Raw genomic sequence first — 24,226 nt, 5'->3', positions numbered from 1 at the left:
ACCCCCCCCCCCGCCCCTCACCCACCATCCCACCAGAGGGATGCGTTTCCCCCCCCCCCCCCCCCCCCCCCCCCCCCCCCCCCCCCCCCCCCCCCCCCCCCCCCGACGGTCCGTCAGACGAGCTTGGCGTCCAGCGTGATCGTCGTACCGGTCAGGGCCTGGCTGACCGGGCAGTTCTTCTTGGCGTCCTCGGCCGCGGCGGCGAACGCCGCGCCGTCGATGCCCGGCACCTCGCCCTCGACGGTCAGGAGGATGCCCGTGATGCCCTTGCCGGGCACGAAGGTGACGTCGGCACGCGTGTTGAGCCTGGTCGGCGCGTTGCCGGCCTTGGCGAGGATGTTCGAGAACGCCATGTTGTAGCAGCTGGAGTGCGCCGCGGCGATCAGTTCCTCGGGGCTGGTCCGCCCGTTCGCCTCCTCGTCGGTACGGGCCGGCCAGGAAACGGGGTACGTGCCGAGGCCGGAGGAGTCGAGCGACACCTCGCCCTTGCCCTCGAACAGATCGCCTTCCCAGACGGCGTGTGCGTGGCGCGTGGCGGCCATGATGGATCCCTTCAGGCAGGTCGGCCGGGCCGGTTCGGCCCGACTGGCCCAACCTACTGCGCCACCAGCCCCTTTGCGTCCCGGGCGAGCGCAGTGAGCCGGGAGATGGCGCGGAAGTACTTCTTTCGGTACCCGCCGTTCAGCATCTCCTCGCTGAACAGCCGGTCGAAGGGCACGCCCGACGCGAGCACCGGTATCTCGCGGTCGTACAGCCGGTCCGCGAGCACCACCAGCCGCAGCGCCGTGGACTGGTCGGGCACGGCCCGCACGTCGGTGAGGCAGACCGCCGATATGTTCTCGGTGAGCGCGCTGTAGCGGCTCGGGTGCACCTTGGCCAGGTGCTCCAGCAGCCCCGGGAAGTCGTCGAGGGTCGCCCCGGGCGTGGCGTACGCGGCCTTGGCGACCTGCTCGTCCGAGTACGGCGCCGGAGCCTCCGGCAGCCCGCGGTGACGGTAGTCCTCGCCGTCGATGCGCAGGGGCCGGAAGTGCGCGGACAGACCCTGGATCTCGCGGAGGAAGTCGACGGCGGCGAAGCGGCCCTCGCCGAGCTTGCCGGGCAGGGTGTTGGAGGTGGCGGCCAGTGCCACGCCCGATTCGACCAGCTTGCGCAGCAGGCTGGAGACGAGCACGGTGTCGCCCGGGTCGTCGAGCTCGAACTCGTCGATGCACAGGAGCCGGTGCCCGCCGAGGGTCTGCACGGTCTGCTGGAAGCCGAGGGCCCCGACGAGGTTCGTCAGCTCGACGAAGGTGCCGAAGGCCTTGAGCTCGGGTGCCGCGGGCGTGGCGTGCCACAGCGACGCGAGCAGGTGGGTCTTGCCGACGCCGTAGCCGCCGTCGAGGTAGACCCCGCGCGGGCCGGCCGGACCGGCCGGCTTGGGGCTGCGGGAGAACCAGCGCCGCTTGCCGCTGCCGCTCGCGTGGGCGCCGCCGAGCCCGGCGGCGAACGCGCCGAGCGTGGTGACGGCCTGCGCCTGGCTGGGCTGGTTCGGGTCCGGGTCGTACGTGTCGAAGCGCACCGAGTCGAAACGCGGCGGCGGCACCATCTCGGCGACCAGGCGCTCGGCGGGCACGTGCGGCGTGCGGGCGCACAGGGACTGCGGGCCCGCATCGGCTATCGGGCCCGGCCCGGACGGCGCGGCCCCCGGGAAAGCGGAGGCCGCAGAGGACGCGGTGAGAGATGTTGACACAGCTCTTAACTCTACGCGGCGTGTCACACTGCACCGCATGCAACGCCTGTTCCCTGTGACCGATCAGACACCCCACCCCGCGGACCGGGAGTGGTCCCTGGACGAGCTCGCGGAGGCCTACGCGTACCCCGCCCTGGGCCCGCAGGAGCACTGGCTGCGCGCCAACATGGTCTCCTCGCTCGACGGGGCGGCCCACCACGAGGGCCGCTCGCAGCCGATCTCCGGCGATACCGACATGCGGATCTTCGGCACCCTGCGGGCGCTGGCGGACGTGGTCGTGGTGGGTGCGGAAACGGTTCGGCTCGAGGGGTACCGCCCGGCCCGCGCCCGGGAGGCCTTCGCCGCCCGCCGGGCCGCCGCCGGCCAGGGCCCCGCGCCCGCCATCGCCGTGGTCAGCGCCGGCCTGGACCTGGACTTCTCGCTGCCCCTGTTCACCTCGCCGCTGGTGCCCACGCTCGTGCTGACCGGCGCCGGTGCCCCGGCCGACCGGGTGGCGCGCGCCCGCGAGGCGGGGGCCGAGGTGGTGACCGCGGGGGAGGGGACCCGGGTCGACCCGGCGCGTGCCGTACGCGAGCTCGCCGACCGGGGTCTGCGGCGCCAGCTGACCGAGGGCGGGCCCAGGCTGCTCGGGCAGTTCGTCGCGGCCGGAGTGCTGGACGAGCTGTGCCTGACCGTGTCGCCGACCCTGACGGCCGGAGACGCCCAGCGCATCGCGGGAGGCCCCTCCGTGGCCGTGCCGGCACGGCTGGGACTCGCCGCCCTGCTGGAGGAGGCCGGGTTCCTTTTCACCCGCTACCGTCGGATCTGACAAGCTGCGGAATTTCCCGTTCCGCTTATCTCCCGCTGGGCACACTTACCTGCACAGGTCCCGTGCGACAGCGGGGCAGGATGGTTTCCGCAGGGGCCGCCGCGGCCCATGAAGGAGAGGGCGTCCGTGTTCACGAGCGTATTGATGATCGAGAAGCCTCTGACATCCGTAGACGTGGACTTCGTCACGACCCTGCACGGAGACGACCCCGTCTCCTTCGTCGTGCTGCTCCAGCCCCGGGGAGACCAGGACCGGCTGCTGCGCGCCATCGACGACGTCGCGCTCGGTGAGCTCCCCGAGGCGATCCGGGAGGGCGACGAGCCCGAGGGGAGCGCCGCCCGCGGCCCCGCGGCACAGGCCCTGGAGCACTCCCTGCAGGCCCTGCGCGCCAGGAAGCACCAGGCCGTCGGGCAGATCATCGACGACCACCCGCTCGACAAGCTGAGGGCCGTGGTGGAGGAGACGGGAGCCGACGAGGTGATCGTCCTGACCGCCCCGCACTTCGTCGAGGAGTTCTTCCACCGGGACTGGGCGTCCCGTGCGCGGCACAAGGTGGGCGTTCCGGTGCTCAAGCTCTTCGCCCACAACGAATAGGCTGCGGGGTGGGTGCCCCGTACCGGGGCACCGCCCGCACCAAGCCTTCGGGCAGAGCCCTCGGGAGAGACACGCATGACACTCGGCCTGCCGACCGCCATGGACCGGCCCCACTTCATCGGCATCGGCGGCGCCGGAATGTCCGGTATCGCGAAGATCCTCGCCCAGCGGGGAGCGAAGGTGGCCGGCAGCGACTCGCGCGAATCCGCGACCGGCGAGGCCCTGCGCGCCCTCGGCGCCACGGTCCACATCGGCCACGCCGCGGGCCACCTCGCCGACGACGCCACCTGCGTCGTCGTCTCCAGCGCCATCCGCGCCGACAATCCCGAGCTCACCCGGGCGGCCGAGCTCGGCATCCCCGTGGTCCACCGCTCCGACGCGCTGGCCGCCCTCATGGAGGGCACCCGCCCGATCGCCGTCGCCGGCACCCACGGCAAGACGACCACCACCTCCATGCTGGCCGTCTCCCTCTCCGCACTCGGCCTCGACCCGTCCTACGCCATCGGCGGCGACCTCGACGCGCCCGGCTCGAACGCGCAGCACGGCGCCGGCGAGATCTTCGTGGCCGAGGCGGATGAAAGCGACCGCAGCTTCCACAAGTACGCGCCCGAGGTCGCCATCGTCCTCAACGCGGAACTGGACCACCACGCGAACTACGCCTCCATGGACGAGATCCACGAGTCCTTCGAGGCGTTCGTCGGCAAGGTCGTCCCCGGCGGCACCCTGGTGGTCTCCTCCGACCAGGACGGCGCCGTCGAGCTGACCCGGCGGCTGCGCGCCGCCCAGTCGCCGGTGAACGTCGTCACGTACGGCGAGGACGAGAACGCCGACGTCCGCATCACGAAGGTCACCCCGCGCGGCCTCACCAGCGAGGTCACCGTCGTCCTGAACGGCCGCCCGCTGACCTTCACCGTCTCCGTCCCCGGCCGCCACTACGCCCACAACGCCGTCGCCGCCCTCGCCGCCGGCGTGGCCCTGGGCATCCCGGCCCACAACCTGGCCTCCGCGCTCGGCAAGTACACCGGCGTCAAGCGCCGCCTCCAGCTCAAGGGCGAGGCCGCCGGCGTCCAGGTCATCGACAGCTACGCCCACCACCCCACCGAGATGACCGCCGACCTGGAGGCCATGCGCGGCGCCGCCGGCGACTCCCGCATCCTGGTCGTGTTCCAGCCGCACCTCTTCTCCCGCACCCAGGAGCTCGGCACGGAGATGGGCCAGGCCCTCGCCCTGGCCGACTCGTCCGTCGTCCTGGACATCTACCCGGCCCGCGAGGACCCGGTACCCGGCGTCACCAGCGAGATCATCATCGCCGCGGCCCGTACGGCGGGCGCGGACGTCACCGCCGAGCACGACAAGGGCGCCGTCGCCGACGTCATCGCGGGAATGGCGAAGCCCGGCGACCTCGTTCTGACGATGGGCGCGGGCGACGTGACGGACCTGGGCCCCCAGATCCTCGCCCGGCTGGCGAACTGAAGGGACGCGAGTCATGCCGTACGAAGTCGAGAAGCCCGACGAGCAGTGGCAGGCCGAGCTCACCCCCTCCGAGTACCAGGTCCTGCGCCTCGCGGGCACGGAACCGGCCTTCCGCGGTGAGTACACGGACACCAAGACCGCCGGCGTCTACTCCTGCCGCGCCTGCGGTGCGGAACTGTTCCGCTCGGAGACCAAGTTCGAGTCGCACTGCGGCTGGCCGTCCTTCTACGACCCGAAGGACACCGACGCGGTCGAGCTCATCGCGGACACCTCCCACGGCATGGTCCGCACGGAGGTCCGCTGCGCCCGTTGCGGCTCCCACCTGGGCCACGTCTTCGAGGGCGAGGGCTACCCCACCCCCACGGACCAGCGCTACTGCATCAACAGCATCTCCCTGCGCCTGACCGCGGACTCCGCGGACGACACCGCCGCGAGCTGACCCCTGGCGACGCCGCCCCGGTGCCCGCGCCCGAGCAGGGGTCACCGGGGCAGGTCCCAGATGCGTACGGAGCCGTCGGCCGCCGCGGCGGCCAGGCGGGAGCCCGTACGGTCGAAGGCGATCCGCTGCACCGTGGCGCGGTGGCCGGTGAGGGGTTCCCCGCGGGGGGTGCCCGTGCGCAGGTCCCAGATTCTGACCAGGCCGTCCATCGTCCCGATGGCAGCGTGCGTTCCGTCGTGGCTGAGGGCTGCAACGGTGGTCAGGTTCAGGGTGGGGCAGGGCACCGGCCGCCCGGCGGGCCGGCCCGTCCGCGCGTCGTACGGGGCGAGCCCGCAGTCGTGCGGTCCCGTGACACCGAGCGTGCCGTGGTCCCCGCTGAGCAGCAGCCGGCCCGAGCAGCCGGAGGCGCGCGCGAGCGCGGGAATCGCCGCTACGGAGCGGCGGCGCCCCAGGTCCCAGAGGTGGAGGGGCCCCGAGCACGGCCCCAGCAGGACCAGCGGTGCGCCGCCGGTCCCCGTCACGGACGTGCGCCCGCCCGTGTCCACGTTGCCCGAGGGCGCCATGCGCCCGGTGAACTCGCCGGTGTGCGGGTCCGTCACCTCGACGGAACCGGCGACGGCGACCAGGTCCCGCAGCGTCTTCGGGACGGGTGGTGCGAACAGCGCCCGCGCCAGGTCGGTCTCCGTCACCGGCGGGGCCGGCGGCGAGGTGACCGGGCGCCCGGTGGCCGCGTCCCAGCGGGTCAGCCGGGTGCCGTCGGCGGCCAGCAGCAGCCCGTGCTCGAAGCGCAGGGTGCCGACCTCGTGCGGTGCGGCGAGCGTGACCCGGGAGGTGTCCTCGGGGAAGGCGTGCAGCAGCGGGGCGAGGACCGCGGCAGCCACGGCGGCGGCGAGCAGTGCGACGCGCAGCCGCCGCTGCGCGCGAGGGCGCGGCGCGGCGGGACCAGCGGCCCCGAGGGGCGCCGCGTCCGCCGACGGCGGCCCGCTGACCAGCATCTCCTGGAGGCGGATGTGCCGGAACTGGTACAGCCCTCCGGACTGGCGCAGCACCCCGCGCCGGTGGGCGTCGGCGAGGAACCCCATGAGCCGCAGCGGCAGCAGGCCGCGCGCCGCGGTGTGCAGCCGCAGCAGCAGGAACCGCGTCCAGGCCCGCGACAGCAGGACGAGCAGGGCGGTCACCGCGGCGTGCAGAACCGCGGCCGTCGCGATCAGCCGCGGGACGTCGTACCCGCCGTCTGCGTAACTCCCCAGCCACCTGGCCTCGTTGCGGATCTGCGTGACGAGTCGGGGCGCGAGGGCGGGCTCGCCCGACCATCCGCTGAGCGCATCGCCGGTGGCCGCGACCGCCAGGTCGAACAGCGTCAGCACCGGGAAGACGACCGCGCCGAGGACGGCGCCCGCGGCAGCCGCCCCGGCGAGGGCTGAGCGCCGGTCCGCCCGCAGGGATCCGGTCGGGTCGCCCTGGGCCGACTGCCCGGGCGGGGCGTCGAGCAGCTCGTGCGCGGCGAGCCCCGCGCCCGCCCCGGTCATGACCGCCAGCGCCAGCGTCTCGACGGCGAGCAGCGAACTCGCACCGCTCTGGTCCCAGCCGACGGACACTCCGAGGAGGAGCAGCCCCACGACGACCGCCGCCGCCGGGACGCCCGCGAACGCGAATCCCGCCAGGAATCCGGTCCGCAGCCTGCGCAGCGCACCGTGCCGGGTGAACGACGGCCTGCCGGGCGGGCGGCCCGCCGTCGCGTACCAGGTGACCGTGGCGAGCAGCGCGGCGGTGGCCCCCGTCGTCAGTCCGATGCCGGCCGCCTGGCCCAGGCCGAGGCCCGCCATGCCGATGGAGGTCAGGAGCCAGACCAGGAAGCCCGCGCCCAGGCCGACCACCGGCGCCACCCAGGCGGACAGCAGCCGTCCGGGCATGAGCCACCAGGCGAGGTCGCGCTCCCCGTGGCGGTGCAGGTACCGGGCGAGGTACACCAGCCGGGCGCGGGCGCGTGCCGCCCGGGGGCCGGGGAGGTCGGCGTACGCCGCCGTCACGAACCGGTCGGTGAAGAAGTCCTCCACTGCGTGGCGGCTCGGGAAGCGTACGGCATCGGTCAGTTCGGCGGGCCGGCCGCCGCAGCGCTCGTAGACCGTACGGGCCGTCGAGACGACGAGCGGGGTCGACAGGGCGGCCGCCAGCGGGCCGGCCGGGTCGTCGCGGAGGCGGGTGAAGACCGGGGTCCAGTCGGTGCTCGCGGGCCATTCGACGGCCGACAGGTAGGCGACCGCGTCCTCCGCGGCGACCGGGGCGATCTCGACCACGGGTGCGTGGCGCAGGGCAGGGGAGCCGCCCTCGATCACGTCCTCGTACTCGGCGCTGCGGCAGGTCACGACCACCGGACGGTCCTCGCCCAGGGACCGGTTCAGCGCCCTCACAGCGCTGCGGCGCGCCGATTCGGGGATCTCGTCGAGCCCGTCGAGGACGGGCAGCAGCAGGCCGTGGACCAGCAGGGTGCGGGGGATCTCGGGGCGCCCCGCGTAGTACGTGTCGGCCAGGCGGCGGACGAGCCAGTCGTCCAGCGGCTCCAGCGCCGGGTCCCACGTGGACACCGGTACGAGCACGGGCACCGGGCGGCCCGGCGGGCGGTGCTCCTCGCCGAGCAGTCCGAGGGTGAGCAGCATGGCCAGCACGCTCTTGCCCGCGCCCGGGTCGCCGAGGACGAGCAGGCGGCCGGTGGTGATCTGCCGGTAGCCGGCGGCGAGGCGGGCCGTGGCCTCCTCGAAACGGCCGTCCAGGCGGCCGTCGAGGCGCATCCGCAGGACCCGTCCGCCGGGGAGCCGGGCGGGGCGGGCGGGCGGGGCGGCGCCGACCTCGCGGCGGGTCGCGGACCAGCCGAGGGGCAGGACGCGGGGGTCGCGCAGCCGCCGCGCCCCGGCCTCCTCCAGCCACTGGGCGCGTACGGTCCTGGCCAGGTCGTCGGCGAGGGCGGCCGGGTCGGGTACGGCCGCGTCCGCGCCGCGCAGGAACTCGGCCACGCCGAGGGCGAGTCCGGCGAGGCCCGTGAACAGGCCGAGCACGCTCGCGAGGGAGTCGCCCGTACCGAGGCCGAGCAGTGCGGTCACGAGGAACAGCCCGAGACCGGTCAGCCCGCAGACGAGGAACAGGGCGGTCCGGATCCGCCGTCGCCGGAGGCGGCGGGTGCCCGGTGAAACGGCGGACGTCCCTGATGTGCCTGACATGGCACAGATGATGACAGCGTGTCACATTGCACCACCACATGTGACGGGGAAGTGCACCACGTAGGGAAACACCCGCCGCCGTGCTGACGCACCGGTTCCGGTGCCCGCCGTTCGTCTGGCGTACGGCGAGGTGTCACAGGGCAGCCTCCGGGCGGTACCACGCACGCGCTGTTCTGAGTCCGCCCCTGACCGTCCCCACCCGCAGAGGTCCACTCACCCATGGCAGAACTGAACCGCCGCCGCTTCCTGCAGCTGGCCGGTGGCGCCGCCGCGCTCACCACGCTCTCCGACAGCATCGCCCGGGCCGCCGCCATCCCCGCCCAGGGCACCACCGGGACCATCCAGGACGTCGAGCACATCGTCGTCCTCATGCAGGAGAATCGTTCCTTCGACCACTATTTCGGCGCGCTGAAGGGCGTGCGCGGCTTCGGCGACCCCCGCCCGGTCACGCTGCCCAGCGGAAAGCCGGTCTGGCACCAGTCGGACGGCAAGAAGGAGACCCTGCCCTTCCGGCCCCCCGTCGACGACCTCGGCATGGAGTTCCTCCAGGGCCTCAACCACGACTGGGCCGGCGGCCAGAAGGCCTTCAACAAGGGCAGGTACGACCAGTGGGTGCCCGCCAAGACGCCCACCACCATGGCCTACCTGACCCGCGAGGACATCCCGTTCCACTACGCCCTCGCCGACGCGTTCACCGTCTGCGACGCCTACCACTGCTCGTTCATCGGCTCGACCGACCCGAACCGCTACTACCTGTGGACGGGGCACACGGGCAACGACGGCACCGGCGGCGGCCCCGTCCTCAACAACGCCGAGGCCGGCTACGGCTGGAAGACCTACCCCGAGCGCCTCGAGGCGGCCGGCGTCTCCTGGCGGATCTACCAGGACATCGGCGACGGCCTGAACGCCGCCGGCTCCTGGGGCTGGATCAACGACGCCTACCGCGGCAACTACGGCGACAACTCCCTCCTGTACTTCAACGCGTACCGGGGCGCCCAGCCCGGCAACCCGCTGTACGACAAGGCCCGCACCGGCACCAACGCCAAGGCGGGCGAGGGCCTGTTCGACCAGCTGCGCGCCGACGTCCAGGGCGGCCGGCTCCCGCAGGTCTCCTGGATCGCCGCCCCGGAGGCCTTCAGCGAGCACTCCAACTGGCCCGCGAACTACGGCGCCTGGTACATCGCCCAGGTCCTCGACGCGCTGACCTCCAACCCGGACGTGTGGGCCCGCACGGCCCTGTTCATCACGTACGACGAGAACGACGGCTTCTTCGACCACGTCGTCCCGCCGTACGCGCCCGCCTCCTCCGCGCAGGGCCTGTCGACCACGCCGACCGCGCTCGACGTCTTCCCCGGCAAGACCGGCTACGTCGCCGGCCCGTACGGCCTCGGCCCGCGCGTCCCGATGCTGGTCGTCTCCCCGTGGAGCACCGGCGGCTACAGCTGCTCGGAGACCTTCGACCACACCTCGGTCATCCGCTTCATGGAACGGCGCTTCGGCGTCCAGGAGCCCAACATCTCCCCCTGGCGGCGGGCCGTCTGCGGCGACCTGACCTCCGCCTTCGACTTCTCGCGCACGGAGACAACGCCCGCCGTGCTGCCCCCGACCGAGGCCTACGAGCCGCCGGACCGCGAGCGCCACCCCGACTACGTGCCCGCCGTCCCGGCCACCGGCACCATGCCCCGCCAGGAGGCCGGCTCCCGCCCCACCCGTCCCCTCAAGTACGCGCCGTACGTGGACGGTTCGGCGAACATCTCCACCGGCAAGTACCAGCTGACCTTCAGCACGGGTTCGTCCGCCGGCGGCCAGTTCCACGTCACCTCCGCCAACCGCACCGACGCGCCCTGGACGTACACCACCGAGGCCGGCAAGACGCTCGCGGACACCTGGAACACCCAGTACTCCAAGGGCGTCACCGACCTGACCGTGCACGGGCCGAACGGCTTCGTGCGCCGCTTCCGCAGCCCCGGCAAGACGGCCGGCCCCGAGGTCACCGCCCGCCACAACGCGACCACCGGCAACCTCGACCTGACCTTCACCAACGCCGCCACGGCCGATGCCCAGCTGACCGTGACCCACGCCTACGACGGCGCCGTCGAGACCGTCACCGTCCCCACGGGCGCGACGGTCACCCGCACCGTGGACCTGCACACCACCCGCAACTGGTACGACGTGACGGTCGTGTCCGCCGGGGACGCGACCTTCCTGCGCCGCCTCGCGGGCAAGGTCGAGACCGGCGCCGCCGGCCTGTCCGACCCGGGCATCCTGACCGTCTGACCCGGTCCGCCCCGGTGCGCCCTGGTCTGACGCTGTCCGACCCGGGCCCCGGCCCGTCCCGTCCGGCCTGTGCGGTGTGAGCGCAGGCCGGGTGGGCAGACCATACGGCGTCAGTTTTCGCGCGCCCGCGGCGCACGCGGCGAACGCAGGGAGACCGCATGGCCATTGCCCACCGGACCGCCGGATCGGGGCCGATCCGCGTCATCGTGCTGCACGACTGGTTCGGGACCTCCGCCAACTGGGGTTCCGTGCTGGACTACCTGGACCCCGACGGGTTCACGTACGCCTTCCTCGACTACCGGGGCTACGGCGACCGGAAGGCGGAGACCGGCCGCTACACCGTGCCCGAGATCGCCGACGACGTGCTGGCGCTCGCGGACCAGCTGGGCTGGGACACCTTCTCGCTGATCGGCCACTCGATGGGCGGCAAGGCGATGCAGCAGGTACTGGTACGGGCACCCGAGCGGATCGAGAGGCTGGTCGGCATCGCGCCCGTGCCCGCCGGCCCGTACGAGATGGACGACCCGACCCACGCCCTCTTCCACGGCGCCGCCGGCGACCCGGAGAAGCGGCGCGCCATCCTCGACCTGGTCACCGGCAACCGTGCGAGCGGCCACTGGCTGGACCGGATGGTCGCGCACTCCGTCGAGGTCTCCCGGCCCGAGGCCTTCGCCGGGTACCTCGCCAGCTGGACGAGCCTGGACCTGTCGGCCGCGGTCAAGGGCAGCACCGTGCCGGTCCTCGTGCTCGTCGGCGCGTACGACCTCGCGCTGACCGCCGAGGTCATGCAGGCCACCTGGCAGGTCTGGTACCCGAACGCCGGGATCCGGACCCTGCCCGGCAGCGGCCACTACCCGACGCACGAGGCGCCGGTGGCCCTCGTCACCGAGGTGGAGGAGTTCCTCCGGGCGTAGCATCCGGCCGCTCCGCACGCAGTCGGCCCACCAGCCACTCCAGGGCCGGCTGCACCTCGCGTCCCCACGTCTCGTAGTTGTGGCCGCCCCGGTCCAGGATCATCGAGGACACCCGGGCGGGGGACCGGACCGACGCGACGAACCGCATCGTGTCCGGATACTGCAGCTCGCCCTCGCGGCTGCTCGCGACCAGCAGCGAGACCGGCGGCTGGGGGAGGTTGCGCAGCCGCCACAGCAGGTCGTTCTCCTGCTTCAGCCGGGCGTTCCCGGCGAACAGGTCGCCGGTGGCCGCGTCGTGGGCCGCCGCGTACAGGGCGGAGAGCCCGGCCGCCGCCCGGTACGCGTCCGGCTTGCGCAGCGCGAGCTTCAGCGCGCAGTAGCCGCCGACCGAGTTGCCCATCACACCCCACGCGCGAGGGTCACGTGTCACACCGTAATGTGACGTGACCGCGTCCCGGAGGTCCTCCGCGAAGAAGGTCTCCGTCTGCGGACCGCCCGGCACGTCCACGCACTCGGTGTCCCGCGGCGGTGCGACCGTCGGCGTCAGCATCACCAGCACCGCCGGCCGCATCCGCCCCGCACGCACGCCGTCCACCGCGAGCTGCGGATACTTGAACAGGTCGATCAGCACCCGCGTCGTGCTCGGGAAGCCGCTGATCGCCACCACCACCGGGAACGTCCCGCGCTCGGCGGCCGGGGCCCGCAGGTACTCCGCCGGCAGGTGGACGTACGCCCGCGAGGACAGTCCGCTGCGCGCCCCCCGCACGCTCACCGCGTCGATCCGGCCGATCACGTCCGGGTCGGAGGACCCCCGGTGCTTCCACCCGTGCACCCCCGTGACGACCAGCCCGTCCCGCTCCCGCCCGGAGCCCCCGGCGACCGCCTCGTCCCGTTTCAGGGCCAGCAGATCGCCCCATGAGCCGTAGAAGCCGTACGAGGAGTTCAGCGCCAGCGCGAGCGGCACGATCATGGTGAAGGTGATCGCCAGCTGCAGCCCGGCGCGGCCCACCAGCGCGCGGATCCCCCGTCCCGCGAGCCGGGGCCACACCCAGACCGTGAACGCGAACACCGCGCAGGCCACCACCGTCGCGAGCGCCATGGCGGCGTCACCCGTGATGGACATCGGCGCCACCGATGATGTTCTTCATGGCCACGATCCTGCCAGGCCCCCCGATCGGGAGGCGGCCACGGAGAAACGACCGCGGGGCGTACGAGATGAATTCTCGTACGCCCCGCGGACCAAAGGGTGAGTGACGGGACTCGAACCCGCGGCCACCTGGACCACAACCAGGTGCTCTACCAACTGAGCTACACCCACCACGAAGGGCGGCGGACCACCCGTTCGATGTGCACGCACAGCATAGCCGATCAGCCGGGTGGTCCCGCGACGCGATAACCGTCAGACCGAGGCCCGCTCGCGCGCGTGCGCCACCGCCGCCGCGGCCAGCGCCCGCACCGCCGGGTGGGGCCGGGTGCCGTCCCCGGACAGCTCGGGCTGGAAGAGCGTGGCGAGGAAGAAGGGGTGCCCGGGCAGCTCCGCGATGCGCACCTGCCCGTCCTCGTCGGTGCCGGAGAACCGCAGCCCGTGGGCGGCGAGCTCGGGCAGCCGGCGGGCGTCGGGGCCGTAGTTGCAGTGGTACCGCTCGACCGAGCGTCCGCCGCCCAGCACCCGCTCGGCGAGCGAGCCGGGCTCGGCCCGCACCGTGCCCTCGTGCCCGACCAGTGAGCAGGCGAGCGGGGCGATGAGCGGGTCGGCAGCGCCGGGGTCGTTCTCGGCGTGCGCGGCACCGGACAGGCCGCAGACGTTGCGGGCGTACTCGAGCAGCGCGTGCTGGAAGCCGCCGCAGGTCCCGAGGAAGGGGATGCGCCCCTCGCGGGCGGCGCGGACGGCGGCGAGCGCGCCGTCCTCGCTGCGGTACGGGCTGCCCGGCAGCACCCAGACCGCGTCGAATCCCGCGAAACCGTGGGCGGCCTCGGCCCCGGCGTCCTCGGTCGGGATCCAGTACGCGTCGAGGACCAGCCGGTCGCGGGCGGCGAGGGCGTCGAGCAGGCCGGGGATGCGGGCGTGGGAGCGGACATGGGGGGAGCGGTCGCCCACCAGGGCGATACGTGCCGTCGTCATGCCGACCATCCTGGGCGGAGACCGCAGTGCAGCGCCAACGATGATCAGTGCATGATCCATAAGCGTTGCCGATGGACCCGCGAGAGGGGGCCGGGCGCCGCGGGCACGCCCGCGGGGACGATGCTGGGGGCATGGATCCGCACCTCCTCCGGACGTTCGTCACCGTCGTCCGCCTCGCTTCCTTCTCCGCGGCGGCCCGCGAACTCGGCTACACCCAGTCCGCCGTGTCCCAGCACGTCGCCGCCCTGGAGGGCGACCTGCGGACCCCGCTGCTCACCCGCCGCCCGGTCGCGCCGACCGCCGTCGGCGCCCGCCTGCTGGAGCACGCCGGCCCGCTGCTGCTGCGGCTCGACGCGGCCCGCGCGGACATCGCCCGGCTCGCCGCCGCGCCACCCGGCCGGATCACGCTGGCCGCCTCGCCGCTGGCCGTCGGCCCGCGGCTGGCCGGCGCGCTCCCGCCCTCCTGCCCGGGAGCCGAGGTGACGCTGCGCGTGCTGCCGCGCGAGGAAGTCCCGGCCGAGGTCGCCACCGGGCGCTGCGATCTGGGCCTCGTCGACGGCGTGGCCGCGGCCAGTGATCCGCTGCCGCTGCCGGACGTGGCCCCGCTGACCGTGACGGGCGTGGCCGAGGAGCCCCTCGCCGTCCTGCTGCCCCCCGGCCACCCGCTGGCCCGCCGCACCGGGCTGCGGCTCGAGGACCTCGCCGACGCCCGCTGGCTGGACGCGCCGCACGCCGGACTGCCGCTCGCCGCGCTGCGGACCGCGCCCGCACTGCGCTACGAGGGGACGGACGTGCACGCCCTGTGCGCGCTGGCCGCCGCCGGGCAGGGCCTGGTCCTGCTGCCCGCGGGCGTGGCCGCGGCGGCAGCGGCGGCCGGGCCGGGGAGCGCCGTACCGCTCGGGGCGCCGCGGCTGGTGCACCGTACGGAACTCCTGTGGTCCGGCGCCCTCGACGGTGCTGCGGCGGCCCTCGCGGAGCGGCTCACCGCCGCACGGTGAGCCTCCTGCGCCCGCGTGCTCGCGCGGCCGTCCGCCGCACGGCAGGATGCAGCCATGCCGACCACCTTCACCGCACAGGACCACGCCCGCCGGATGGAGCGCGCGACCCGCGCCGCAGCCGAGGCCGGGCTCGCCGGGCTGCTCGTCGCGGGCGGCCCCGACCTGGTGCACCTCACCGGATACCGGCCCGTCGAGACCGAACGCCTCACCCTGCTCGTCCTGGCCGCCGGACGGGAACCCGTCCTGGTGGTGCCCGCCCTGGAGGCACCCGACGCGGCCGCGGCCGCCGGGGCGCAGGCACTGACCCTGCGGGAGTGGACGGACGGGCAGGACCCGTACGCGGTGACCGCCGGCCTGCTCGGCGGCACCGGGCGGTACGGTGTGAGCGACAGCATGTGGGCGCAGCACCTGCTGGGCATCCAGGGCGAGTTGCCGCAGAACCGGTACGTCGCACTCGGCTCGGCGCTGCCGATGCTGCGGGCCGTCAAGGACAGCCGGGAGCTGGAGCACCTGGCGGCCGCGGGAGCGGCGGCCGACGCGGCGTACGCCGGCATCCTGAAGGTCCGCTTCGGCGGCCGGCGCGAGGCCGAGGTCGCGGCCGACCTCGCCGCGCTGCTGCGCGAACACGGGCATTCCCAGGTCGACTTCACCATCGTCGGGTCCGGGCCCAACGGCGCCAATCCGCACCACGAGGCGGGGGAGCGGACCATCGCGGACGGCGACACGGTGGTCCTCGACTTCGGCGGTCTCCGGGACGGCTACGGCTCCGACATCTCCCGCACGGTGCACGTCGGCGAGCCCGGGGCCGAGGCACAGCGGGTGCACGACGTCGTACGGCAGGCCCAGCAGGCGGCGTTCGAGGCGGTCCGGCCGGGCGTCGCCTGCCAGGAGATCGACCGGGTGGCCCGCGCGGTGATCACCGAGGCGGGGTACGGGGACCGCTTCATCCACCGCACCGGCCACGGCATCGGCGTCACCACCCACGAACCGCCCTACCTGGTCGAGGGCGAGGAGCAGCCGCTGCTGCCCGGGATGTGCTTCTCCATCGAGCCGGGTGTCTACCTGCCCGGCCGCTTCGGAGTGCGGATCGAGGACATCGTGACGGTGACCGCGGACGGCGCCGCGCGGCTCAACAACGCGCCCCGGGAACTGGCCGTCGTCTCATAGGCCATCCGGCGGGTCCTGTGATAGTCACCGTGTCATGGATGACTTGGTAACCGAGAGGCTGGTCCTTCATCCGATGAGCGCCACGGAGGCGGAGCGTCTGCTCGCCTCCGGGCCGCGGGACGAGGCGGCGTGGGCGCCCGGGTATCCGGGCGAGGTCGATGCGATCGGTGCGCGGAACTTCCTCAGCACGTGCGCCGAGTGCGGTGACCCGCAGCCCTTCGGCGCCTACGAGATCCGCCGCCGCGCCGACGGGCTGGCCATCGGGGGGCTCGGGTTCCACGGACCGGCCGACGAGGACGGGAGCGTCACGATCGGCTACGGGCTGATCCCGTCGGTCCGGGGGGAGGGGTACGCCACCGAGGCGGTGCGGGCCCTGCTCCGGCTGGCCCGTGAGCACGGCGCGCGCAGCGTGAAGGGTGACACGTCACACGACAATGTCGCATCCCAGCGCGTCATGACCGCCGCCGGCCTGTGCCTGGTCGCCGAGGACGACCAGCTCAAGTACTACGAACTGACCTGGAGCTGACCCGCGCCTGACCCGCGCCTGACCCGCCCCCGACCCGGAGCCGGCCGGGGGCCGGTCCCGCACCGGTCCCGGACCGCTCCCGGTCGGCTCCGGGGCGGGCCCGCCGGGACGGCCCTCAGTGCCCGAGGACCACCGCGCACTCGCCGGGCAGGCGGATCCGGCCGTCCGGGCCCGGCGACTGCACGGGCTCCCAGGCGGCCAGCACCCGCACGCCGTTGCGGCCCAGGGCGATCGTGGTCTCCTCGGCGCCCAGGTTGACCGCGATCCGGACGTCGCCGCGCCGGTACGTCAGCCAGCGCCGCTCCTCGTCGTACGCGACCCGGACCGCCGCCAGGTCCGGGTCCCGCAGGTCGTGCTGGTGCCGCCGCAGCCCGATCAGCGTGCGGTACCACGCGAGCAGCCGGCTGTGCGGGGCCCGCCCCGGCTCGGCCCAGTTCAGGCAGGACCGGTCCCGCGTGGCCGGGTCCTGCGGGTCGGGCACCTCCTCGCCCGGCCGCAGCTGCGCCGCGAACTCCCGGCGCCTGCCCGCGCGCACCGCCGCCGCCAGCTCCGGATCCGTGTGGTCGGTGAAGTACTGCCACGGCGTGTCCGCACCCCACTCCTCGCCCATGAACAGCATCGGAACGAACGGCCCGGTCAGCGTGAGCGTCGCCGCACAGGCCAGCAGCCCCGGCGACAGGGAAGCCGACAGCCGGTCCCCGCGGGCCCGGTTCCCGATCTGGTCGTGGGTCTGGGTGTAGCCGAGGAACCGGTGGGCCGCCGTGGTGCGCCGGTCCACGGGACGGCCGTGCGTGCGTCCCCGGAACGACGAGTACGTGCCGTCGTGGAAGAACGCCCGGGTCATGGTCTTGGCCACCGCGGCCAGCGGCGCCTGCGCGAAATCGGCGTAGTACCCCTGCGACTCGCCGGTCAGCGCACAGTGCACGGCGTGGTGGAAGTCGTCGTTCCACTGTGCGTGCAGGCCCGGCCCGCCCGCGGACCGCGGGGTGGTCGTCCGCGGGTCGCACCGGTCGGACTCGGCGATCAGGAACAGCGGCCGCCCGGTCTCCGCCGCGAGTGCGTCCACGGCCTGCGCCAGCTCCTCCAGGAAGCCCAGCGCCCGGTCGTCCGCCAGCGCGTGCACCGCGTCCAGCCGGAGCCCGTCGATCCGGTAGTCCCGCAGCCAGGCCAGTGCGCTCCCGAGCAGGTACGCCCGCACCTCGTCCGAGCCGGGCCCGTCCAGGTTGACCGCCGAGCCCCACGGCGTCTGCCGCGCAGCGGTGAAGTAGGGCCCGAAGGCGGGCAGATGGTTCCCGGCGGGCCCCAGGTGGTTGTGCACCACGTCGAGCACCACGCCGAGCCCGTGCTCGTGCGCGGCGTCCACGAAGCGCGCCAGCCCGACCGGTCCGCCGTACGGCTCGTGCACCGCCCACGGCGCCACCCCGTCGTACCCCCAGCCGTGCCGCCCCGGGAACGGGCACACCGGCATCAGCTCGACGTGCGTGACGCCCAGCGCGGCGACCTCCCCGAGCCGTCCGGCGGCCGCGTCGAACGTTCCCTCCGGGGTGAACGTCCCGATGTGCAGCTCGTACAGGACCGCGTCCTGGAGCGCCGTGCGCGGCCCCGGCACCGACCACACGAACCGCCCGGGGTCCACGACCGCGCTCGGCCCGTCGACCCCGTCGGGCAGCGCGCGCCCGCGCGGATCGGGCCGTACCGCCGGGTCGGCGTCCAGCAGGAACCCGTACCGGTCCCCGTCGGCGGCCGGGGCCTCGGCCGTCCACCAGCCGGGCCGCAGCGGATCGCGCTCCATCGGATGCGTTCCGGCCTCGCCCAGCCGCAGCGCGACCCGCTCTGCCTGTGGTGCCCACACCTCGAACTGCACGGACTGTCCCCTCGTAGCGGACGGTTGCTCACCTGCCGGGGCCATCATCACCGGCCGGGCGGGGGAGTTCTGGACACTTCGGGCCCGACGGGCCGACAATCACCCTGTGACGTCGAGTTTCGAGTTTCCCGTACATCCCGCGCGGCTGTCCGATGCCGAGCGGGACCGGGCCCTCGGCATGCTCCGGGAAGGCGCCGCGCAGGGCCGGCTGTCGCACGACACGTTCCTGCGGCGGATGGAACTCGCCCTCGCCGCCCGCCGTTCCGACGAACTGGCCGTGCTCACCGAGGACCTCGCCACCGAACCCCCCTGGACCTCCCGGCTGTTCGGCTGGGTGGGCCGGGTCTCCGCCGTGTCCGTGGGGGTCCGCCGGGCCTGGCAGGCCGAGAAGCTGCCCGCCCTGCTCTTCCCGCAGGCGGGCGCGCACCCGCTGCGCATCGGCCGCGACCCCGGCAACGGCCTGCGGCTGAGCCACGACACCGTCTCCCGCGTGCACGCCGAGCTGTCCCTGCGGGACGGCTGCTGGGTGCTGCGCGACCTCGGCTCCACGAACGGCACGACCGTCAACGGCCGCCGGGTCACCGGCTCGGCCGTGGTCCGCGACGGAGACCAGGTGAGCTTCGGCCGGATGTCGTTCCGCCTCTCCGCCCGCTGACCGGCCGCAGCCCGCAGACCGCCCCGCCGGCCACGGGCCCGGCCCCGGGAACCCCGGCCGCCCGGCCCGCGCCGCGGACCCGCAAGATGATCTCCATGACGTCTCCGAACCCGCAGAGCACGCCCGCCGTACGGGCCGCACGCCCCGAGGACCTGCCGCGCATCGTCGAGCTGATGCACGAGCACATGGCGTACGAGAAGTCCGCCCCGCGCCCCGGCGGCCTCGCCGGGCGTCTGCACCCGCTGCTGTTCGGCGCGGACCGGGACCCGCGGCTGCGGATCCTGGTGGCGGCCGACCCCGGCGGCTCGCTCGTCGGATACGCCGCCTGCTCCACGGAGTTCGCCTTCTGGGAGGCCCGCGACAACCTGCACATGGACTGCCTCTACCTGGCCGAAGGCGCGCGGGGCCACGGACTCGGCGCGCTCCTGATGACGGCCGTCGCCGGGCTGGCCCGCGAGCTCGGCCTCGGCCAGGTCCAGTGGCAGACGCCCGACTGGAACGAGGGCGCGATCCGCTTCTACGACCGGCTCGGCGCGGGCTCCCGCCCCAAGCTGCGGTACTGGCTGCCGGTCACGGACTGACGGCCGGCAGCAGCCGGTACGCCTCCACCACCGTCCGCGCCTGGTGCTCGACCTGGGTGGCCACCGGCACCCAGCGGGCCCCGAACCGCGCCGCGAAGGCCTCGCACCACCCCGTCACCAGCCGGTCCAGCGCGGTCGCGGCGCGGTGCCCGGCCGCGCGCAGCACCCGCAGCAGCATCGCGGCGGCCCGCAGCACCAGGCGGCGCGAGAAGGCGTCGATGGACCCGATGTACGCGGCCGTGGCCTCCGGGGGCGCGGAGCCCGACCACTCCTGCGTGATCCGCGGGATCAGCGCGAGAGTCCAGTCGACGGCCCGCAGCAGCGGCGAGTCCCCGGCGCCGGGGGGCAGTTCCGCCCGGACCGACGCCAGGATCCGTCCCACCTCGCGGGACTCCTCGTCCAGTCGGCGGGCGAGGACCCGCAGGGCCCGGCGCGGGTCCGGATGCGGGGCGGGATCGTCGACGAGGTCGCTCGCCCACATCGGGACCTCCACGACGGCGGTCGTGCCCGCGTACCGGTGGGCGTGGTACCAGGTGCTCAGCCGGGTGTCCTCGGGGTGGAACAGCCCCGCGCCGTCCCCGCCCGGCTGGGGCATCACGAAGATCCCCGGGCCGGGCGACGGCCAGCCCGCCGCGTCCGAGGCGCTCGTCTCCAGCGGGATGCGCAGCTCGGCCGCCGACTTCCCGAAGGGCTCGGCGAGCCCCGGTATGTCGCGGGTGAGCTGCACCCAGCTGCCGCCGAGGTCCGTGCCGTGCAGGGAGACCTGCAGGGCGGGCCGTACCTCGTCGATGAGGGCGGTGAGCGCGGTCGTCTCGGGCGGCAGCCGGTCCGGAGGCAGTAAAGACGGGGCCCACTCGGGCTGCTCGGGGCCGGGCGGCCGGAAGAAGTTCCGGTGGTAGTCGAGGAGCGTGTACGGGCGGGGGGTCCGGTGCAGGGCCGCGCCGTCCGGGTCGGCGCACAGCAGGAAGTGCCAGGTGGCGCCGGCGCGCAGGGCGGGCTCCCGGATCACGCGCCGGGCCAGGGCGAGCGCGGTGGGGCCGCCGACCGGTTCGTTGGCGTGGGCGCCCGCGACGACGAGCACGTCACGGGTGCCCGGGGAGCCGGCCGGGCTCCCGGACTCCTGCCCGGCCGACAGCACCCACAGGGGCCGGCCCGCCCGGGAGGTGCCCGCCCGGCGCAGGCGGGCGAGGCCGGGGTGCTCGTCCGCGAGCGCACGGGCGGTGAGGCTGAGTTCGCGGGCGGTGGGGTAGCACATGTCACGGAGTAGGGTCACCCCGTTGTGCTGCCCGCCGCACGGACCCGGTACTGCTCCTGCGGCGTCACGGTTGCGTCGTGATCCCTGACGAGCAGCGCCACGGGTGACGACGCGAACAGGGTGGCGACCGGGATCCAGGCCGGGCCCTCGACGGACGGACCCCCCGCGCCCGGCCCCATCTCCGGCCGTACTCCCGGTTCCGCTCCCCGCTCCGTTCCCGGTCCCGGTTCCGCTCCCGGCAGGAGCGGGGTCCAGCGGCCCGCGGGGAGGCGGAGCGCCGTGTCCCGCCAGCCGCCCGCCTCCGCCAGGCGAAGCGACAGCCGGGTGACGGCCGTGAGCGCCCCGCCGCCGCGCACGAAGGCGACGCAGTGCCCGGCGGCCGGCCCCCGCACCGCCACCGGCTCGTACGACCCGCCCGGCCTGCCCGACCCGCCCGGCCTGCCCGCGCCGCCCGCCCCGTCCGTCCCGGTGTCCGGCAGCGGGGCGAACAGCTCCGGGCGGGCCCGGCGCAGGCGCAGGGCCGCCGCGGTCACGGCCGTCTTCGCGTCGGGCTGCGGCGGGCGCAGCGGAGCCCGGTTGTCCGGGTCGACCAGGGCCCGGTACTCCGCCTCGCAGCCCTGGTAGACCTCCGGCACGCCCGGCATCGTCAGGTGCAGCAGCGTCGCGCCCAGGATGTTCGCCCGCGCGTGCGGGGCGAGCTCCCCGGCCAGTTCCCGCAGCGGCCCGGCCGGCATCGCCGCCGTGAACTCCCGCAGCCGCTCCTCGTACGCGGAGTCCGGCTCGGTCCAGCCGGTCCGCAGCCCCGCCTCCCGCACCGCCTTCAGCAGCGCCGCCGTCAGCCGCTCCCGCTCCCGCGACCCGTCCCCGGGCTCCGCAGCCGTCCCCGTACCCAGCCCCAGGCCCAGCGCCGTCTGCCAGGCCGCCCAGACCAGCGGGGGATCGGGGTCCGCCGCGCCCGCCGCGACGCCGCCCAGGAAGCGCTCCCAGCGGCCGGGCGCCTGCGAGAGCACCGAGATCCAGGCGCGCGCGTCGGCGCTCCGCTTCGTGTCGTGCGTGGAGAGCACCGTCCCGCCCAGCGGCCAGTCCCGGGCGGTCCGCGTGCAGTACGCGTGGAACTCCTCCGGCGGCAGCCCGGGGCGGGCCGGATCGCCGCCGACCTCGGTGGCCGACAGCAGCGGCGCGTACCGGTAGAACGCCCGGTCCTCCAGGGACTTGGCCCGCAGGGCCGACGCGGTCTGCGCGAAGCGGGCCGCGAAGGCCGGGCCGCCGCCGAGCGCGAGCTCCCGGACGTGGTCCACGGCAGCCGCCTCGTCCGGCACGGTGAACGCCGCCCGGGCCGCCCGTACCGCCTCCGGCGGCAGCAGGTCCGCCGTGCCGGGGCCGGGGCGGGGGTACGGCCGGTAGACGGGCAGGGCGAGGAGCAGTTCGCGCACCGCGGTCCGCAGGGCCCACGGCGCGTGGTCGTGGGTCCCCGGGGACGCCAGCCGCACCAGCGCCTCGGTCTCGGCAGCCAGATCGTGGCCCGCGACCTCGTACCCGGCGCGCCGGGCCGTCGCCGCCCACTCGCCGCCCGCGTCGGCCGGGGCTCCGGTGAACCGGGCGTGCAGCCGGGCCAGTTCGGCTGCCCCGTCCGGATCCGTGAGGACGCCGTCGATCCGCAGCAGGGCGTCGTAGCCGGTGGTCCCCGCCACCGGCCAGGCGGGCGGCAGCCGCTCCTCGCGCGCCAGGATCTTCTCCACCACCGTCCAGCACGGCCCCCCGGCCGCCGCCGTCTCCCGGGCGAGCCGCCGCAGGTAGCGCTCGGGGTCCGCCAGCCCGTCCGGGTGGTCGATCCGCAGCCCCTCCACCACTCCGTCGCGCACCAGCTCGAGCACCTTCGCGTGCGTGGCCGCGAAGACGCCGGGGTCCTCCGACCGCACCCCGATCAGCTCCGAGATCGTGAAGAAGCGCCGGTAGTTGAGCTCGCTGCGGGCCAGCCGCCACCAGCCGAGCCGGTACCACTGCGCGGCGAGCAGCTCCTCCAGCGGCAGGCCGGCGGTGCCCTCCCGGAGCGGGAACTCGTGGTCCCCGTAGTGCAGTACGCCGTCCGCCGCGCGCATGCGGCCGAGCTCCCCGGCCAGCGGGCCGCCCAGCACGGGCAGCAGCAGCCGTCCGCCTCCCGCCGCCCAGTCGATGTCGAACCAGGCGGCGTACGGCGAGCCGGGGCCCTCCCGGAGCACCTCCCACAGCGCCCGGTTGAGCCGCACCGGCGCCGGAACCGCCATGTGGTTGGGCACGATGTCGAGGACCAGCCCCAGGCCGTGGGCCCGCGCGGTGCGGGCCAGCGCGCGCAGGCCCGCCTCGCCGCCCAACTCCTCGCGCACGCGCGTGTGGTCGACGACGTCGTAACCGTGTTCGGATCCGGGCACCGCCTCCAGCACCGGGGACAGGTGCAGGTGCGACACTCCCAGATCGGCCAGACGGGGTACGGCCGCCTCGGCCGCGGCGAACGGGAACCGCGGCTGGAGCTGAAGCCGGTAGGTGGCGGTGGGGAACGTCGGTCGGGTGCTCGAGTACTGCCGGGTCATGAGAACGTACGTACCCAGTCCCCGCGATTCCGTGCCATTGCCCAGTGCATCCGGGTGACTGCGCCGCGTTAGCGTTCCACGAGTGGTTGGAACCGTCCTCACCTATCGCAAGGTCATCGCCCTGACCGGGCCCCTTCTCCCGTTCGTCTCGTTCTTCGCCCGACTGCCCGTCGCGATGTCCCAGTTCGGCAGCGTCCTGCTCGTGGCGCAGACCACCGGGTCCCTCGCCACGGCGGGGATCGTCGGGGGCACGCTCTCCGCCGGGCAGGTGGTGTGCGGTCCGCTGCTGGGCCGGCTCGCCGACCGCCGGGGGCAGCGGCCCGTCGTGCTCGCCGCCGCCGCGCTCAACGCGCTGGCCACGGCCGCGCTCGTCACCGGGGCGCTCACCGGCCTCGGGACCGTCCCGCTCGCCGCGGTCGCCGCCGTCACGGGCGCGTCCGTCCCCCTGATCGGCCCCCTCGCCCGTACCCGCTCGGTGGCACTGGCCCACCGCGCCAAGGCCGACGAAGGAGTCGTCGGCGCCGTGCACTCGCTCGAAGGAACCCTCGACGAGGTGTCGTTCGTCTTCGGGCCCGCGCTGGTCGGCCTCGCCGCCCTCGTGGCCCACCCCGCGGTCGCCCTCGGCGGCGCCGCCGGTCTCGTCGCGGTGTTCGGCACGGCCTTCGCGCTGCACCCGACCGCCGCCGTCACGGCCGGGGCCCCTGCCGCCGCACGTCCCCGCGGCCGCCGCCCCCGCCACCCGGGTGTGGTGTACGCGCTGCGCGGCTCGCTGCTCCTCCAGGGCGCCATGTTCGGCGCCTGCCAGGCCGGCATCGCCGCCCTCACCGACCGGCTCGGCGTCCCCGGGCAGGCCGGGCTGGTGTACGCCGCCATGGGCGTGGTCAGCGCCGCCGTGGGCCTCGCCCTCGGCGTGCTGCCGGCCCGGATCGGACTGGGGGGGGGGGGGGGGGGGGGGGGGGGGGAGGGAGGGGGGGGGGGGGGGGGGGGGGGGGGGGGGGGAAACAGGGGGGGGGGGGGGGGGGGAGGAGGGTGGGGGTGTGTG

The 24,226-nt window shown here is 74.8% G+C and carries 20 protein-coding genes and 1 tRNA gene; 12 read left to right on the top strand and 9 right to left on the bottom strand.

Annotated elements, in window-relative coordinates; translation table 11 throughout:
- Positions 1-113: 113 nt before the first annotated feature.
- Both ACZ7H1_RS35655 and zapE read right to left on the bottom strand, forming a co-directional pair.
- Positions 114-542: an OsmC family peroxiredoxin gene (locus ACZ7H1_RS35655; RefSeq protein WP_470792468.1), complete on the bottom strand. Its 429-nt coding sequence runs from the start codon at positions 540-542 to the stop codon at positions 114-116.
- A 53-nt stretch (positions 543-595) separates the two neighbouring features.
- The gene (zapE, locus tag ACZ7H1_RS35650) at positions 596-1,729 is read right to left on the bottom strand and encodes a cell division protein ZapE (protein WP_470792466.1); all 1,134 of its coding nucleotides are present in this window, start codon (positions 1,727-1,729) and stop codon (positions 596-598) included.
- Between the two features lie 37 nt (positions 1,730-1,766).
- On the opposite strand from zapE, the gene ACZ7H1_RS35645 reads away from it, so the two are divergent.
- The 4 genes from ACZ7H1_RS35645 to msrB all read left to right on the top strand — a co-directional run bounded on the left by ACZ7H1_RS35645 (position 1,767) and on the right by msrB (position 5,043).
- Positions 1,767-2,537: a pyrimidine reductase family protein gene (locus ACZ7H1_RS35645; protein WP_470792464.1), complete on the top strand. Its 771-nt coding sequence runs from the start codon at positions 1,767-1,769 to the stop codon at positions 2,535-2,537.
- 126 nt (positions 2,538-2,663) lie between these two features.
- The gene (locus ACZ7H1_RS35640; RefSeq protein WP_470792463.1) at positions 2,664-3,131 is read left to right on the top strand and encodes an indole-3-glycerol phosphate synthase; all 468 of its coding nucleotides are present in this window, start codon (positions 2,664-2,666) and stop codon (positions 3,129-3,131) included.
- 75 nt (positions 3,132-3,206) lie between these two features.
- A complete protein-coding gene (gene murC, locus ACZ7H1_RS35635; RefSeq protein ID WP_470792462.1) occupies positions 3,207-4,604 on the top strand; it encodes a UDP-N-acetylmuramate--L-alanine ligase in 1,398 nt (465 codons plus the stop codon).
- A 13-nt stretch (positions 4,605-4,617) separates the two neighbouring features.
- Positions 4,618-5,043 (top strand): peptide-methionine (R)-S-oxide reductase MsrB, encoded by a 426-nt coding sequence (gene msrB, locus ACZ7H1_RS35630; RefSeq protein ID WP_470792461.1) that lies wholly within the window; start codon positions 4,618-4,620, stop codon positions 5,041-5,043.
- Positions 5,044-5,084: 41 nt separating this feature from the next.
- Here msrB and ACZ7H1_RS35625 read toward each other — a convergent pair whose 3' ends face one another.
- Positions 5,085-8,258: an NACHT and WD40 repeat domain-containing protein gene (locus tag ACZ7H1_RS35625; protein WP_470792460.1), complete on the bottom strand. Its 3,174-nt coding sequence runs from the start codon at positions 8,256-8,258 to the stop codon at positions 5,085-5,087.
- Positions 8,259-8,477: 219 nt separating this feature from the next.
- Between ACZ7H1_RS35625 and ACZ7H1_RS35620 the strand changes: the two genes are divergently transcribed.
- Both ACZ7H1_RS35620 and ACZ7H1_RS35615 read left to right on the top strand, forming a co-directional pair.
- Complete coding sequence (locus ACZ7H1_RS35620; RefSeq protein ID WP_470792458.1) at positions 8,478-10,535, top strand: phosphocholine-specific phospholipase C; 2,058 nt, start codon at positions 8,478-8,480, stop codon at positions 10,533-10,535.
- A 158-nt stretch (positions 10,536-10,693) separates the two neighbouring features.
- Positions 10,694-11,449, top strand: a complete 756-nt coding sequence (locus tag ACZ7H1_RS35615; protein ID WP_470792456.1) for an alpha/beta fold hydrolase — start codon at positions 10,694-10,696, stop codon at positions 11,447-11,449.
- Here ACZ7H1_RS35615 and ACZ7H1_RS35610 read toward each other — a convergent pair.
- The 3 genes from ACZ7H1_RS35610 to ACZ7H1_RS35600 all read right to left on the bottom strand — a co-directional run bounded on the left by ACZ7H1_RS35610 (position 11,418) and on the right by ACZ7H1_RS35600 (position 13,571).
- Positions 11,418-12,572, bottom strand: coding sequence for an alpha/beta hydrolase (locus tag ACZ7H1_RS35610; protein WP_470792455.1), 1,155 nt, complete (start codon positions 12,570-12,572; stop codon positions 11,418-11,420). The genes ACZ7H1_RS35615 and ACZ7H1_RS35610 overlap by 32 nt on opposite strands.
- Before the next feature lie 122 nt (positions 12,573-12,694).
- Positions 12,695-12,767 (bottom strand) — tRNA-His (locus tag ACZ7H1_RS35605).
- Between the two features lie 81 nt (positions 12,768-12,848).
- Positions 12,849-13,571, bottom strand: a complete 723-nt coding sequence (locus ACZ7H1_RS35600; RefSeq protein WP_470792453.1) for a CTP synthase C-terminal region-related (seleno)protein — start codon at positions 13,569-13,571, stop codon at positions 12,849-12,851.
- 131 nt (positions 13,572-13,702) lie between these two features.
- Between ACZ7H1_RS35600 and ACZ7H1_RS35595 the strand changes: the two genes are divergently transcribed.
- The 3 genes from ACZ7H1_RS35595 to ACZ7H1_RS35585 all read left to right on the top strand — a co-directional run bounded on the left by ACZ7H1_RS35595 (position 13,703) and on the right by ACZ7H1_RS35585 (position 16,262).
- Positions 13,703-14,569, top strand: a complete 867-nt coding sequence (locus ACZ7H1_RS35595; protein WP_470792452.1) for a LysR family transcriptional regulator — start codon at positions 13,703-13,705, stop codon at positions 14,567-14,569.
- A 54-nt stretch (positions 14,570-14,623) separates the two neighbouring features.
- Entirely contained in the window at positions 14,624-15,736 is a 1,113-nt protein-coding gene (locus ACZ7H1_RS35590; protein WP_470792450.1) for a M24 family metallopeptidase, read from the top strand.
- A gap of 73 nt (positions 15,737-15,809) precedes the next feature.
- Positions 15,810-16,262 (top strand): GNAT family N-acetyltransferase, encoded by a 453-nt coding sequence (locus ACZ7H1_RS35585; protein WP_470792448.1) that lies wholly within the window; start codon positions 15,810-15,812, stop codon positions 16,260-16,262.
- Between the two features lie 115 nt (positions 16,263-16,377).
- Here ACZ7H1_RS35585 and treZ read toward each other — a convergent pair whose 3' ends face one another.
- The gene (treZ, locus tag ACZ7H1_RS35580) at positions 16,378-18,126 is read right to left on the bottom strand and encodes a malto-oligosyltrehalose trehalohydrolase (protein WP_470792447.1); all 1,749 of its coding nucleotides are present in this window, start codon (positions 18,124-18,126) and stop codon (positions 16,378-16,380) included.
- A gap of 106 nt (positions 18,127-18,232) precedes the next feature.
- Between treZ and ACZ7H1_RS35575 the strand changes: the two genes are divergently transcribed.
- Entirely contained in the window at positions 18,233-18,781 is a 549-nt protein-coding gene (locus ACZ7H1_RS35575; protein WP_470792445.1) for a DUF1707 and FHA domain-containing protein, read from the top strand.
- 95 nt (positions 18,782-18,876) lie between these two features.
- The gene (locus ACZ7H1_RS35570; protein ID WP_470792444.1) at positions 18,877-19,362 is read left to right on the top strand and encodes a GNAT family N-acetyltransferase; all 486 of its coding nucleotides are present in this window, start codon (positions 18,877-18,879) and stop codon (positions 19,360-19,362) included.
- Here ACZ7H1_RS35570 and ACZ7H1_RS35565 read toward each other — a convergent pair.
- On the bottom strand, positions 19,352-20,635 hold the full coding sequence (locus tag ACZ7H1_RS35565; RefSeq protein ID WP_470792443.1) for a M14 family zinc carboxypeptidase: 1,284 nt from the start codon (positions 20,633-20,635) through the stop codon (positions 19,352-19,354). The two genes, ACZ7H1_RS35570 and ACZ7H1_RS35565, sit on opposite strands and share 11 nt — an antisense overlap.
- Positions 20,632-23,184 carry a malto-oligosyltrehalose synthase gene (gene treY, locus ACZ7H1_RS35560; RefSeq protein ID WP_470792442.1) on the bottom strand — a complete coding sequence of 851 codons (2,553 nt, stop codon included), beginning with the start codon at positions 23,182-23,184 and terminating at the stop codon, positions 20,632-20,634. Before treY ends, ACZ7H1_RS35565 begins: the two co-directional genes overlap by 4 nt.
- Before the next feature lie 82 nt (positions 23,185-23,266).
- On the opposite strand from treY, the gene ACZ7H1_RS35555 reads away from it, so the two are divergent.
- Positions 23,267-24,226, top strand: a 960-nt coding sequence (locus tag ACZ7H1_RS35555; RefSeq protein ID WP_470792440.1) for an MFS transporter, incomplete at its 3' end; no start/stop codon positions are given.

Source organism: Streptomyces sp. NPDC037401 (genome assembly GCF_055602345.1).
Note: the sequence above shows the minus strand (reverse complement) of the source record. Positions and strands in the feature narration are given on the sequence as shown.